This is a genomic window from Sphaerisporangium krabiense (assembly GCF_014200435.1).
Taxonomy (GTDB): Bacteria; Actinomycetota; Actinomycetes; order Streptosporangiales; family Streptosporangiaceae; genus Sphaerisporangium; species Sphaerisporangium krabiense.
In genome coordinates, this window is the sequence record NZ_JACHBR010000001.1 from 2,143,625 (window position 1) to 2,156,070 (window position 12,446).

At 74.4% G+C, this 12,446-nt stretch carries 13 protein-coding genes; 12 read left to right on the top strand and 1 reads right to left on the bottom strand.

Annotation, left to right across the window (positions count from 1 at the left end; genetic code table 11):
- Positions 1 to 2: 2 nt before the first annotated feature.
- From BJ981_RS09255 to BJ981_RS09305, 11 genes are read left to right on the top strand one after another with little or no spacing between them, the layout of a single operon-like run.
- Positions 3 to 1,142 carry a CaiB/BaiF CoA transferase family protein gene (locus tag BJ981_RS09255; protein ID WP_184609912.1) on the top strand — a complete coding sequence of 380 codons (1,140 nt, stop codon included), beginning with the start codon at positions 3 to 5 and terminating at the stop codon, positions 1,140 to 1,142.
- Positions 1,139 to 3,277 (top strand): acetate--CoA ligase family protein, encoded by a 2,139-nt coding sequence (locus BJ981_RS09260; RefSeq protein WP_184609914.1) that lies wholly within the window; start codon positions 1,139 to 1,141, stop codon positions 3,275 to 3,277. The genes BJ981_RS09255 and BJ981_RS09260 overlap by 4 nt, the downstream gene beginning before the upstream one ends.
- Positions 3,270 to 3,716 carry an FAS1-like dehydratase domain-containing protein gene (locus tag BJ981_RS09265; RefSeq protein ID WP_184609916.1) on the top strand — a complete coding sequence of 149 codons (447 nt, stop codon included), beginning with the start codon at positions 3,270 to 3,272 and terminating at the stop codon, positions 3,714 to 3,716. The genes BJ981_RS09260 and BJ981_RS09265 overlap by 8 nt, the downstream gene beginning before the upstream one ends.
- A gap of 50 nt (positions 3,717 to 3,766) precedes the next feature.
- Positions 3,767 to 4,222: a MaoC/PaaZ C-terminal domain-containing protein gene (locus BJ981_RS09270; protein WP_184609918.1), complete on the top strand. Its 456-nt coding sequence runs from the start codon at positions 3,767 to 3,769 to the stop codon at positions 4,220 to 4,222.
- Positions 4,219 to 4,662 carry a Zn-ribbon domain-containing OB-fold protein gene (locus tag BJ981_RS09275; RefSeq protein ID WP_184609926.1) on the top strand — a complete coding sequence of 148 codons (444 nt, stop codon included), beginning with the start codon at positions 4,219 to 4,221 and terminating at the stop codon, positions 4,660 to 4,662. The genes BJ981_RS09270 and BJ981_RS09275 overlap by 4 nt, the downstream gene beginning before the upstream one ends.
- A complete protein-coding gene (locus tag BJ981_RS09280) occupies positions 4,659 to 5,825 on the top strand; it encodes an acetyl-CoA acetyltransferase (RefSeq protein WP_184609928.1) in 1,167 nt (388 codons plus the stop codon). The genes BJ981_RS09275 and BJ981_RS09280 overlap by 4 nt, the downstream gene beginning before the upstream one ends.
- Positions 5,822 to 6,595, top strand: coding sequence for an enoyl-CoA hydratase/isomerase family protein (locus tag BJ981_RS09285; RefSeq protein ID WP_184609930.1), 774 nt, complete (start codon positions 5,822 to 5,824; stop codon positions 6,593 to 6,595). Before BJ981_RS09280 ends, BJ981_RS09285 begins: the two co-directional genes overlap by 4 nt.
- Positions 6,592 to 7,404, top strand: a complete 813-nt coding sequence (locus tag BJ981_RS09290; RefSeq protein WP_184609932.1) for an enoyl-CoA hydratase/isomerase family protein — start codon at positions 6,592 to 6,594, stop codon at positions 7,402 to 7,404. The genes BJ981_RS09285 and BJ981_RS09290 overlap by 4 nt, the downstream gene beginning before the upstream one ends.
- Before the next feature lie 4 nt (positions 7,405 to 7,408).
- Entirely contained in the window at positions 7,409 to 8,179 is a 771-nt protein-coding gene (locus BJ981_RS09295; protein WP_184609934.1) for an electron transfer flavoprotein subunit beta/FixA family protein, read from the top strand.
- A gap of 13 nt (positions 8,180 to 8,192) precedes the next feature.
- The gene (locus BJ981_RS09300) at positions 8,193 to 9,152 is read left to right on the top strand and encodes an electron transfer flavoprotein subunit alpha/FixB family protein (protein ID WP_184609936.1); all 960 of its coding nucleotides are present in this window, start codon (positions 8,193 to 8,195) and stop codon (positions 9,150 to 9,152) included.
- Complete coding sequence (locus BJ981_RS09305; protein WP_184609938.1) at positions 9,153 to 10,343, top strand: MFS transporter; 1,191 nt, start codon at positions 9,153 to 9,155, stop codon at positions 10,341 to 10,343.
- A gap of 70 nt (positions 10,344 to 10,413) precedes the next feature.
- On the opposite strand, the gene BJ981_RS09310 is transcribed toward BJ981_RS09305, so the two are convergent.
- Positions 10,414 to 10,965, bottom strand: coding sequence for an isochorismatase family protein (locus BJ981_RS09310; protein WP_184609940.1), 552 nt, complete (start codon positions 10,963 to 10,965; stop codon positions 10,414 to 10,416).
- 265 nt (positions 10,966 to 11,230) lie between these two features.
- Between BJ981_RS09310 and BJ981_RS09315 the strand changes: the two genes are divergently transcribed.
- Complete coding sequence (locus BJ981_RS09315) at positions 11,231 to 12,445, top strand: MFS transporter (protein WP_184609942.1); 1,215 nt, start codon at positions 11,231 to 11,233, stop codon at positions 12,443 to 12,445.
- Position 12,446 lies beyond the last annotated feature (1 nt).

Here is a 12,446-nt window from a genome sequence, read left to right on the forward strand (position 1 = left end):
CGGTGACGCCGAGTGGCCCGCTGAGCGGCGTGCGGATCGTCACGTTCGCGCCGCTCTACCAGGGGCCGTACGCGACGACGCTGCTCGCCGACCTCGGCGCGGACGTGGTCACGGTCGAGCGGCCGGGCACCGGCGACGGCGCCCGCCTCCAGGGGGTCATGTTCGCCGCGCTCAACCGGGGCAAGCGCTCGGTGGCCCTGAACCTCAAGGCCCCCGAGGACCAGGAGACCGCCCGCCGGCTCGCCGGCACGGCCGACGTCCTGGTCGAGGCGTTCCGCCCCGGCACCATGGAACGGTACGGCCTCGGGTACCCGCGCCTGAGCGCCGGCCATCCCGGCCTGGTCTACGTGTCGCTCTCCGGCTTCGGCCAGGACGGGCCGTACCGGGACCGGGCCGGGCACGACCTGATGTACCAGGCGGCGGCGGGCCTGCTCGACGGGCTGGTGGACCGGCCCGGAGCGGTCCATCCGCCGCCCGAGCTGGAGGCGGGCGCGATCGTCGGCGCCCTCTACGCGGCGCTCGGCGCGCTGGCCGGCCTGGTCGGCAGGGCCGCCACCGGCCGCGGCACCCACGTCGACCTGTCCACCCACGAGGCCCTGCTGTCGGTGATGTCCCTGCGGCTGGAACCGGTGCTCAACGGCTCCGGCGCCCCGGCCCCCGAGCCCGGCCCCGAGCCCGGATACGGGCTCTACCGCTGCGCGGACCGGCGGCTGATCGCGCTCGGCATCGGCTTCGAGGACCATTTCTGGGCCCTGCTGTGCGAGGCGACCGGCCTCACCGCGTACGCCGGGCTCACCCAGGCCGAGCGTGCGGCGCAGGGCGGCACGCTCGCCGGGCTGCTGTCCGAGGCGCTGTCCACCCGGACCTACGCCCACTGGCAGGAGCTCTTCGACCGGATCGGGGTGCCCGCCGGCCCGGTCCACCGGCTGCGCGAGATCCCCGACGACCCCCACGTGCGCGCCCGGCAGGCGATCCGCGCGCTGAACGGCGGCGACGGCCGCCGCTACGTGCGCCAGCCGCTGCGGTTCAGCGGATACGGCGCGCCCGACCCCGCCCCGGCCCCCGGCCTGGGCGAGCACACCGCTTCGCTCCTTCGCGAGCTGGACGCATCACCGCACCATCAGGAGGTACCCGAGCCATGACCGTGCCCCCGCCGCCGCCCCCGCCGTCCCCGGCGCCCCACGCCCGGCCCGCACTCGACCGCCTGCTCTCCCCCCGGTCGATCGCCATGGTCGGCGCGTCGAACAGCCTTACCCGCATCGGAGGCACCGTCTTCGGCAACCTCCTGCGCGCCTTCCCCGGCGAGGTCCACCCGGTACACCCCAAGGACGACGTGGTCCAGGGCCGGACGGCCTACCGGAGCGTGAGCGACCTGCCCGAGGGCGTCGACATGGCCGTGATCGCGGTGCCCGCCCGCGCCGTCGTGGACGTGGTCGCCGAGTGCGCCGCCCACGGCATCGGCGGCGCCACCGTCATCACCTCGGGCTTCGCCGAGGCCGGGCCGGAGGGCCGCGCCCTCCAGGACCGGCTGACCGCGGTGGCCGAGGAGACCGGCATCCGCGTGATCGGCCCGAACTGCATCGGGTACATGAACACGCACGGCGGCGTGATGGCCAACTTCATGATCACCCCGGATCAGCCGCTCCCCGAGTCCGGTCCCGTGGCGCTCGTCTCGCAGAGCGGCGGCTTCGGCTCCTACATCACCAGCAAGGCCGTGCTCGCCGGGCTGCGGCTCGGCTGGTTCGTCTCCACCGGCAACGAGGCCGACGTGAACGTGGCGCAGGTGCTGCGGCACCTGGTGGAGCGGCCCGAGGTCGGGGTGCTGCTGTCGTTCGTCGAGACGCTGCGCGACCCCGAGATCTTCATGGCGACCGCCCGCCGCGCCGCCGAGCTGGACAAGCCGCTGGTGCTGCTCAAGGCCGGCCGCTCGGACGAGGCCGCCCGCGCCGCGATGAGCCACACCGCCTCGATCGTGGGCTCGGCCCAGGTCTTCGACGCGGTCTGCCGCCAGTACGGCGTGTTCGTGGCCTCGACCATGGAGGAGCTGCTCGACCTCGGCACCATCTTCCAGGACGGCCGCCGCGCGGCCGGCGGCCGGGTGATCGTGATGACGTCCTCCGGCGGCGCGGGCGTGCTGCTCGCCGACGAGGGCGGGCAGGCGGGCCTGTCGGTGCCCGAGCTGCCCGCCGAGGAGCAGGCGGCGCTGGCCGCCGACATGCCGGTGCCGTTCTACGGCAGCACCTCCAACCCGGTGGACACCACCGCGCAGACCACCGCGATGCCCGACGCCTACCGCAAGGTGCTGAACAAGGTCGCGGCCAGCCCGTCCGGCGACATGGTCGCCGCCGTCACCTGGGCGGGCCCGGGCCCGGCCAACGACGCGATCGTCGAGATGTACCGGAACACCGCCAAGCCGGTGGCGATCCTGTCCACCGCCTGGTCCGAGCAGTTCCAGCGGGCCGGGGTGCCGACCTTCACCGACCCGCGCCGGGCGATGGCCTCGCTGGGCGCGCTCGCCCGCCTGTCGGCCCGCGGCCCGGTGCCGCCCGACCCGGACTCCTTCGCCGCCGACGGCGACCGTGTGCGACGGGCGCGCGAGCTGATCGCGGCGGCGGGCGAGGAGACGACGCTGCTGGAGTCGACCGGCAAGAGCATCCTCGCCATGTACGGCGTGCCGGTGACCCGCGAGGAGCTGGTCGCCGACGTGGACGCGGCGGTCGAGGCGGCGGCGCGCATCGGCGGGCCCGTGGCGATCAAGGTGATGTCGTACCGGCTGCCGCACAAGTCCGACGCCGGGGCGATCCGGCTCGGCCTGCGCGGCCCGGACGCCGTGCGCGACGGCTACCGCGAGATGCTGGAGGAGGTCGCCCGCCGGGCCCCGGACGCCGAGGTCGAGGGCGTGCTCGTCCAGCAGATGGCGCCCGCCCGGCTCGAGCTGACCTGCGGCGTGCAGCGCGACCCGGTCTTCGGGCCCATGGTCGCGGTCGGGCTCGGCGGGGTGCTGGTGGAGGTGCTGAGCGAGGCCGTGCTGCTCCGCCCGCCGTTCGACGTGGACGCGGCGGTGGCGGCGCTCGGCCGGCTGCTCGGCGGGCGCCTGGTCACCGGGCGGCGCGGGCTGTCGGAGGCGGAGCTCCAGGCCACCGCCCAGATCATGACCGGGCTCGGCGCGCTGGCGCTCGAACTCGACGAGGTCGCCGAGGTGGACGTCAACCCGCTGCGCGTCGCCGACGACGCGGTGCTGGCCGCGGACGCGCTGATCGTGGTGCGCCATGACTGACCGTCGCCACCTGGTCGGGCACGCGTACACCCCGTACACGTTCCCGGTGGAGCACGGCAAGGTGCGCGAGTTCGCCCTCGCCGTCAAGGACGAGGACCCGGTCTACCACGACGTCGAGGCGGCGCGGGCCGCCGGATACCGGCACCTGCCGGTGCCGCCCACCTTCTCCGCCGTCACCTCGCACTGGGCGGTCCGGGACGTGGACGTGCTCCGGCTGGACCTGCGCCGGGTCCTGGCGGGCGGCGCGGAGTGGGAGTACCTCGGCGACATCGTGGCCGGCGACGTGCTCACCGTGCGGTCGCGCATCGCCGACGTACAGGAGAAGACCGGCAGCCGCGGCCCGATGACCTTGATGATCACCGAGCACGAATTCGTCAACGAACGCGAGGAGACCGTGATGCGGATGCGCAGCACGGTGATCGAAATGGGGGAGCAGTGACAGCACCCGACACAGAACCAGACACAGCACCGGACACAGCGCCGGACACAGTGCCGGACACGGCGCCGGGGACGGTGGCACCGGAGCGGCGCGTCGGGCCGCTGACGCGCACCGACTTCGTCCGGTACGCCGGAGCCGGCGGCGACTTCAACCCCATCCACCACGACGAGACCTTCGCCCGCTCCGCCGGGTACCCGTCGGTCTTCGGGCACGGGCTGCTCACCGCCGGCGTCCTCGCCGGGTACGCCGCCTCGTGGCTCGGCCGCCGCAACCTGCGCCGGTTCACGGTCCGGTACGTCGGCCAGGTGTGGCCGGGCGACACGCTCGTGCTCAGCGGCGAGGTGCTCCGCACCGGGACGGCCGAGGACGGCGGCACCGAGGTCGAGGCGAGCCTGGAGGTGCACACCGAGGCCGCGGGCCGCGAGCGCAGGCTGGTGCTCCGGGGCGGCGCGACCGCCGCCTACCCGGCCCCCGCGCTCGCCCTGGCGGAAGGAGACCGGCCATGACCGCGCCCGGCAGCGAGGCGGCCGTGACCCCCCGCCACGAGGCGGCCGTGACCGGATCGGCGCCCCACCGGGAGTACCTGGACCGGCTCGCCGCCGGGAGCGTGCCGTTCCAGACGTGCGACGGATGCCTGACCGCCGTGTTCCCGCCCCGGGTGATCTGCCCGGCCTGCGGGGCCACCGAGCTGCGCTGGAGCGAGAGCTCCGGGCTCGGCACCGTCTACTCGACCAGCGTCATCGCGCCGCGGGACGCCGACCCGTACCCGGTCGTGCTCGTCGACCTCGACGAGGGCTTCCGGATGATGAGCACCGTCGTGGAGACCCCCGCCGCCGACGTGCCGATCGGGATGCGCGTGCGCGCCCACGTCGAACAGGACGGCCCCTCCGGCCCCCGGGTCGTGTGCACGGCGGCGGAAGCCGCGGAAGGAGAGGATGCGTCATGAGCCCCCGCGATCTGCGAGGCGCCGCGGCGATCGTGGGGGTCGCCGAGTCCGACCTCGGAGAGGTGGGCCAGGACCGGTACGCCATCGAGCTGGCGGCGCAGGCCGCCGGCACCGCGCTCGCCGAGGCGGGCCTGACCACCCGGGACGTGGACGGGCTGTTCTGCGCCATCGCCGGGCGCGGCATGGCCCCGCTCGACGTCGGCGAGTACCTCGGCGTGCGCCCCCGCTACACCGACGGCACCATGGTCGGCGGCAGCTCGTTCGTCTCGCACCTGCACCACGCCGCGCTGGCCATCGCGGCCGGGGCGTGCGACGTCGCCCTGATCGTCTACGGCAGCACGGCGCGCTCCGACAGCGGGCGCGGCCGGCTCGCCATGGGCCCGCCCGAGCTGCCCTCCTACGAGGCCGCCTACCGGCCGCGCCCGCCGATCACCGGGTACGCGCTCGCCACGGCACGGCACATGCACCAGTACGGCACCACCCGCGCCCAGCTCGCCGAGGTCGCGGTCGCGGCGCGGCAGTGGGCGCGGCTCAACCCCAAGGCGTTCGCCCGCGACCCGCTGACGGTCGAGGACGTCCTGGCCGCCCGCATGGTGTCCAGCCCGCTGTCCACCCTGGACTGCTGCCTGGTCACCGACGGCGGCGGGGCGGTCGTGGTGACCAGCGCGGCGCGCGCCGCGGACCTGCCGCGCCCGCCGGTGTACCTGCTCGGCGCGGGCGAGGCGCACTGGCACCGCGCGATCTCGCAGATGCCCGACCTGACCGTCACGGCCGCCACCGAGTCCTCGGCCCGCGCGTACGCGATGGCGGGCCTCGGGCCCGAGGACGTCGACATGGTGCAGCTCTACGACGCCTTCACCATCAACACCATCCTGTTCCTCGAGGATCTGGGGTTCTGCAAGAAGGGCGAGGGCGGCGACTTCGTCTCCGGCGGGCGCATCGCGCCGGGCGGGGAGCTGCCGGTCAACACCAACGGCGGCGGCCTGTCCTACTGCCACCCGGGCATGTACGGCATCTTCCCCCTCATCGAGGCCACCCGGCAGATCCGCGGGGAGGCGGGCGAGCGGCAGCGGCCCGGCGTGTCGGTCGCGGTCGCGCACGGCAACGGCGGGCAGCTCTCCAGCCAGGTCACCGCGATCCTCGGCGGGCGGGACACCCTGTGAGCACGGTGATCACCGAGCGGGACGGCCCCGTGCTGACCGTCACGCTGAACCGCCCGCACGTGCTCAACGCGCTGGACGCCGACACCCTGCTCGCGCTCGCGGACGCCTGGCACGAGGCGGCGGACCCGGAGGTCCGGGCCGTCGTCGTGACCGGCAGCGGGAAGGGCTTCTGCGCCGGAGCCGACCTGCGCACGCCGCCCGACCCGTCCCGCAAGCCGGGCAGCTCCGGGCTGCGGCACACCTACCACCCGCACGTGCTGGCGATGGGCGCCCTGGAGAAGCCGGTGATCGCCGCGGTGAACGGCGCCGCCGCCGGGGCCGGGCTGTCCCTGGCCGCCGCCGCCGACGTGCGGATCGCCGCCGCCACCGCCAAGTTCGTGCCCGCCTTCGCCACGGTCGGGCTCGTGCCCGACGCCGGAGGCGCCTACTTCCTGCCCCGGCTGCTCGGCTACGCCCGCGCGTTCGAGTGGCTGGCCACCGGCAGGGCCGTGGACGCCGAGGAGGCGCTGAGCTGGGGACTCGTCTCGCGCGTGGTCCCGCAGGAAGAACTGCTGCCCGCCGCGGCCGAGCTGGCCCACCGGATGGCCGCCATGCCCGGCGCGGCGGTCGGGCTGACCAAGGGGCTCCTCGACCACGGCCTCACCCACGGGCTCGCCGACCTGCTGGACGAGGAGGCGCGCGCGCAGGCCCGCGCCGTCGCCGACCCCGGACGCCGGCGCGCCCGGGCCGAGATGGTGAACCGGCTTTCCGCTACCAAGGAGGACAGATGAGCGGCTACAAGACCTTGCTGGTGAGCGTGGAGGACGGGCTCGCCACGATCGCCCTGAACCGTCCGGAACGGCTGAACGCGATCGGCGGCGGCCTGGAGCGCGAGCTCTCCGAGGCGCTCGCGGAGATCGGCGCGGACACGTCCGTGCGGGCCGTCCTGCTGCGCGGCGAGGGCCGGGCGTTCTGCGTCGGCGGGGACGTCAAGGAGATGGCCGTACGCGCCGAGGACTCAGAAGACACCGCGGGGCCGAGCGCGGGCCAGCAGGTCTACCAGCTCCTGCACGGCCGCCACATCCTGGAGACCATCCTGTCGGTCCCGCAGCCGATCGTCGCCGCCGTCCACGGGTACGCGATGGGGCTCGGCGCGACGATCGCGCTGTTCTGCGACGTCGTGATCGCCGCCGAGGACGCCCAGTTCGCCGACACCCACGTGGCGGTCGGGCTGGTCGCCGGCGACGGGGGCGCCGTGGCGTGGCCGCTCGCGATGCCGCTCGGCGCGGCCCGCTACTACCTGATGACCGGCGACCGGGTGAACGGCGCGGAGGCGGCGCGGCTCGGCCTCGCCCTGCGCGCCGTGCCCGCCGACGGCCTGGTGGACGAGGCGACCGCCGTCGCGCGCAAGCTCGCCGCCTGCGCTCCCCTCGCCGTGCAGGGGACGAAGACGACGGTCAACAAGATCCTGCGGGAGCGGATGAACCTGCTGCTCGACCTGGGGCTGGTCCTGGAGGGCGGCACCTTCGTCAGCGACGACCACAAGGAGGCCGCCGCGGCGTTCGTCGAGAAGCGCGCCCCCGTCTTCCGGGGCCGGTGACCGCATGAAGATCGTGGTCTGCGTCAAGTACGTCCCCGACATGGCCTCCCAGCCGCGCTTCACCCCCGGCCACCGGGTCGACCGCGCGGGCGGGCAGCTCTCCGAACTGGACGAGTACGCCGTCGAGCAGGCGCTGCGCGTCGTGGAGTCCGTGCCCGGCGCGCACGTCACCCACCTGACCGCCGGGCCGCCCGCCGCCGCGGAGGCCCTGCGCAAGGCGCTCGCGATGGGCGGCGACGCGGCGGTGCACGTCAGCGACGAGGCGATCGCCGGGTCCGACGGGCCCGCCACCGCGCTCGTCCTTGCGGCCGCGCTGCGCCGCCTCGCGCCCGACCTCGTCGTGTGCGCGATGGCCTCCACCGACGGCGGCACCTCGCTGGTCCCGGCCATGCTCGCCGAGCACCTGGACATGCCGCAGCTCACCTTCGCGGGCGAGGTGAGCGTGGCCGACGGCGCCGTGCGGATCCGGCGCGACGCCGCGGGAGAGATCCGGCGGATGGAGGGCGCGCTGCCCGCCGTCGTGTCGGTGACCGACCGGATCGGCGACCCCCGGTACCCGTCCTTCAAGGGGATCATGGCGGCGAAGAAGAAGTCCCTGGAGACCTGGACCCTCGCCGACCTCGGCGTGCCCGCCGACCAGGTCGGCGCCGCGGCCAGGACCGTGGTCGAGGACATCACCGCGAGGCCCGCCCGCACCGCCGGGACCATCGTCAAGGACGAGGGCGAGGGAGGGCGCTCGCTCGCCGGCTTCCTGTCCACGCGCAAGTTCATCTGAAGAAGGGACGGCAGTGTCAGAGATTCTCGTGCTCGTCGGGCACGTCGCGGGACAGGTCGGCAAACCGGGTCTGGAACTGCTCACGCTGGCCCGCGAGCTCGGCGACCCGGTCGCCGTCTGCGCGGGCACGGCCGACGAGGGCGTCGTCGCGACGCTCGGCCGCTACGGCGCCCGCCGGGTCCACGTCGTCGAGTCCGATGAGCTGGAGGAGTATCCGGTGGCCTGGGTGCGCGCCCTGGCCGAGCTCGCCGCGGAGGTGTCGCCGGCGGCCGTGCTCGTCGAGTCCACCCCGGACGGCAAGGAGACCGCGGCGCGCCTGGCCGTCCGGCTCGGCGGCGGCGTGCTCACCGACGCCGTGGACGTCCGGCCGGGTCCGGACGGCCCCGTCGTCACCCAGTGGGCCTTCGCCGCCTCCTACACCGTGACGTCCCGGGTGGCGCGCGGCCTGCCGATCATCGCGGTCAAGCCGAACGCCGTCGCGCCCGCCGAGGCCCCGGTCACGCCGTCCGTCACCCGCAGCGCCCTCCCGCTCGACGAGGCCGACCGCCGCACCCGGATCGTGTCGCGCGCCGCCCGGGAGAGCACCGGCAGGCCGCAGCTCACCGAGGCGGACATCGTGGTCGCCGGCGGCCGCGGCATGGGAGGAGCCGAGCAGTTCGCGCTGATCGAACAGGTCGCGGACGCGCTCGGCGGCGCGGTCGGCGCCTCGCGCGCCGCGGTCGACTCGGGCTGGTACGCCCACTCCCACCAGGTCGGGCAGACGGGGGCCACGGTGTCGCCGCAGCTCTACCTCGCCGTCGGCATCTCGGGGGCGATCCAGCACCGCGCCGGGATGCAGACCAGCAAGACCATCGTCGCGGTGAACAAGGACCCCGAGGCGCCCATCTTCGAACTGGCCGACTACGGCGTGGTCGGCGATCTCTTCGAGGTGGTGCCACAACTCCTCGACGAGGTCGCCAGGCGGCGATCCTAGGTGGGCGGCTTCCGCGAGCTGCCCCGCGAGGTCAAGATCCTGACCGTCGTCGCGTTCACGGTGGCGGTCGGGTTCGGCATCCAGTCCCCGGCGATCCCCGTGTTCGCCGGGGAGTTCGGGGTCGGCAGCACGGCCATCGGGGCGGTGGTCTCGGCGTTCGCGTTCATGCGCCTGGCCACCGGCCTGCCCGGCGGGCGGCTGGTCAACCGCTTCGGCGAACGCCGGGTGCTGCTCACCGGCATGGCGATGCTCGCCGCGACCAGCATCCTCGCCGGGCTCTCCTGGAACTACCCGCTCCTGCTGATCTTCCGGGGCGCGTGCGGCGTCGGCTCGGCGCTGTACACCGTGTCGGCCATGAACATGCTGCTGCGGGTCACCCCGGCCTCGCACCGGGGAAGGGCCACCGGCTACTTCCAGGGCGGCTACTACCTCGGCACGGTCACCGGCCCCGCCCTGGGCGGAGGGCTGCTCGGCGTGTCCCCCCGCCTGCCGTTCTTCGTGTACGGCGTGGCGGTGGCCGTCGCGGGCGCCATCGCGGCCGTCGCGCTGGCGCGGGCCGCGCTGGTCGCGCCCGCGGCGCCGCGTGCGGAAGCGGCCCCGCAGGGCGTCACGCTGGGGCAGGCGCTGCGGCAGCGGCCCTACCTGGCCGCGCTGAGCTCGAACTTCGCGCTCGGCTGGGCCGTGTTCGGCGTGCGGGTCTCGGTGCTGCCGCTGTACCTGCTGGTGGTGATCAAGGCCAGCCCGACCTGGATCGGCGCCGGTCTCGCCGTGGGAGCCGTCGTGCAGGCCGCGGCGCTGCCCCTCGCCGGGCGGATGGCCGACCTGTGGGGACGCCGGCCGTCCCTGCTGCTCGGCCAGGGGCTGATCCTGTGCTGCCTCGCCATGGTGACGGCGTGGCAGACGCTCCCGTCCTACCTCGCCGCGTTCGCGCTGATCGGGCTCGGCACCGCCTTCTGCACCACGGGCGGCGCGGCCACCGTGGGCGACGTCACCCAGGGACGCGGCGGCACCGTCGTGGCCGGGTACCAGATGACCGCCGACCTCGGCATGACCGTCGGCCCGCTGGTGGCGGGCGCGCTGGCGGCCGCGTACTCCTACGAGGTGGCGTTCATGGGCACCGCGGCCGTCGTGCTCGTCGGCTGGCTCATGGCCCTCACCGTCCCCCCACGCCCCACCGAACGACCGGCGTGACCCCTCCCGGCCCCGCCGGACGGCCACCTGTCCCCTGGCCGTCGGGCGGGAGGCCGGCCGGCGTGCCGGCTCAGGCGAAGGCGACGTCCGCGGTGTCGACGGTGCCTCCCTGGCGGCCGGGGGCGTTCTGGTACTTCCAGTAGAGGTTGGTGTGCGCGATCACCTGGTCGGGGGGCGGCGCGCCGTACTTGGTCAGGTCCTCCGTGGTGTGCGCGTCGCCGACGAGCGTCACGTCGTACCCGCGGACCATGGCCCCGTGGATCGTCGCGCGGATACACGCGTCGGTCTGGGCCCCGGTGACGACGACCCGGCCCACGCCGCGCTCGGCGAGCACGGCCTCCAGGTCGGTGCCCTCGAAGGAGTCGCCGTAGTTCTTGTGGACGACGGGCTCGGACTCGCCATGAGGCAGCTCGGGCACGTACCGCCAGGCGTCGCTGTCGCGCGGGAGACCCTCGTCGGAGTGCTGGACCCAGACCACGGGCACGTCCTCGGCGCGGGCCTTGTCGACGAGGGTCCTGATGTTCGCGATCACGCCGTCGCGGTCGTGGGCGTCGGCCACCACTCCGTTCTGGACGTCGATGACGAGCAGGGCGGCGTTCGGCCGGTCGGGCAGAGTGGTCATGGCACCTTCTGTTCCTTCGTCTGTTCCTTCGTCGCGTTTCCTGCGGCCCCACACTAGGCGCCGCCACCGACAAAACGGCAGGCCAGCTCGCCCGGCGACCGCAGGGACGGCACGGTGACCACCGGCGCGGGCGCCGTGTCCGCCCGGGGCGGGGCCGCATCTCTTTGACACCGGTTCGCACAGGACGGTGGTCTTCTGCCGCGAATGTGTTAGTCCGGAGGAGAAACGCGCTGAACGCAGTCGGACCCGCGGGCAGGTCGTCACCATGATTCCGGAGGAGGACGTCGCCCGCCGCGCCCGGCGGAGATCCCTGACGGCCCTCCTGCTCGCCGAAGTGATCTCGGTCGCGGGCACCTACGTCACCCGGCTGGCGCTCCCGTGGTTCGTCCTGACCGCGACCGGGTCGACCAGCCAGATGGGCGCCGTCCTCGCGACCCAGATGGCGGCCATGGCGATCTTCGGCATTCCCGCGGGACCGCTCGCCGACCGGCTCACGCCCCGGCGCACCATGCAGATCGCCGACCTGACGCGCGGGGCTCTGATCCTGCTCGTGCCGGTCCTCCAGGCGGCGCACCTGCTGTCGTTCCCCGTCCTGCTCACCATCGTCTTCCTCGTGGGGTCGTTCTTCACGCCGTACCACGCGGCGCAGCGGGTCCTGCTGCCGGATCTCGTCCGGGACGACCAGCAGGCACTCTCCCAGGCGAACGCGCTGCTCATCGGCGCCACCCGGACCGCGTCCCTGCTCGGGCCCGCCGTCGCGGGCATGCTCGTCGCCACCTCCGGCGCCTCCAGCGCCTTGATCATCGACGCGGCCAGCTTCTTCGCGTCCTACCTCCTGATCACGTTCTTCCTCCGCGGGAAACAGCCGTCCTCCGCCGAGAGCGCGCCGCCGGCCGTCTTCTCCGGCCTCCTCCTGCTGGTGCGCGACCGTGTGCTGCGTCCGTGGACCATCGCGCAGTGCGTGTGCGAGATGGCCGTCCAGATCGTCCTGGCGGCGGTCCCGATCATGGCCTTCCTGCGGTACGGCGGCGACCCGCGCACGGCGGGGCTGCTCCTCATGCTGTTCGGCGCGGGCGCCGTCGCCGGCAATGTCCTCGTGCTGATCCTGCTGCCCCGCTGGACCACCTCTCGCCTGATCATCGCGGGCTGCGTTCTCGAACCCGCCATCCTCTGGGTGCTCGCGATCGACACCCACGCCGTCACCGTCGGCGTGGTGCTCCTGCTCGCCGGCTCGGCCCTCGGGCTCATCAACGGCCCGGGCACCGCGATGCAGACCCACCACACCCCGCCCGCCCTGCGCACCCAGGGCATGTCCGCCTTCTCGACCCTCATCCTCGGGGCCGGCGCCCTGGGCCTGGCGCTGACGGCCCCGGCCCTCGAAACCCTCCCCCCCGAGACCGTCTTCTCCCTGGTCGCCATGCTCTACACGATCGGCTCCCTCTTCGCCATCGCCTCGACCGTGCGCTCGGACGGCGCGTGAG

Coding starts and splice junctions, on each gene's coding strand:
- BJ981_RS09295 (WP_184609934.1), top strand. CDS start 7,409: ATGAAGATCGTGGTCTGCGTCAAGTACGTCCCCGACATGGCCTCCCAG.
- BJ981_RS09310 (WP_184609940.1), bottom strand. CDS start 10,965: ATGACCACTCTGCCCGACCGGCCGAACGCCGCCCTGCTCGTCATCGAC.
- BJ981_RS09260 (WP_184609914.1), top strand. CDS start 1,139: ATGACCGTGCCCCCGCCGCCGCCCCCGCCGTCCCCGGCGCCCCACGCC.
- BJ981_RS09265 (WP_184609916.1), top strand. CDS start 3,270: ATGACTGACCGTCGCCACCTGGTCGGGCACGCGTACACCCCGTACACG.
- BJ981_RS09275 (WP_184609926.1), top strand. CDS start 4,219: ATGACCGCGCCCGGCAGCGAGGCGGCCGTGACCCCCCGCCACGAGGCG.
- BJ981_RS09315 (WP_184609942.1), top strand. CDS start 11,231: ATGATTCCGGAGGAGGACGTCGCCCGCCGCGCCCGGCGGAGATCCCTG.
- BJ981_RS09280 (WP_184609928.1), top strand. CDS start 4,659: ATGAGCCCCCGCGATCTGCGAGGCGCCGCGGCGATCGTGGGGGTCGCC.
- BJ981_RS09290 (WP_184609932.1), top strand. CDS start 6,592: ATGAGCGGCTACAAGACCTTGCTGGTGAGCGTGGAGGACGGGCTCGCC.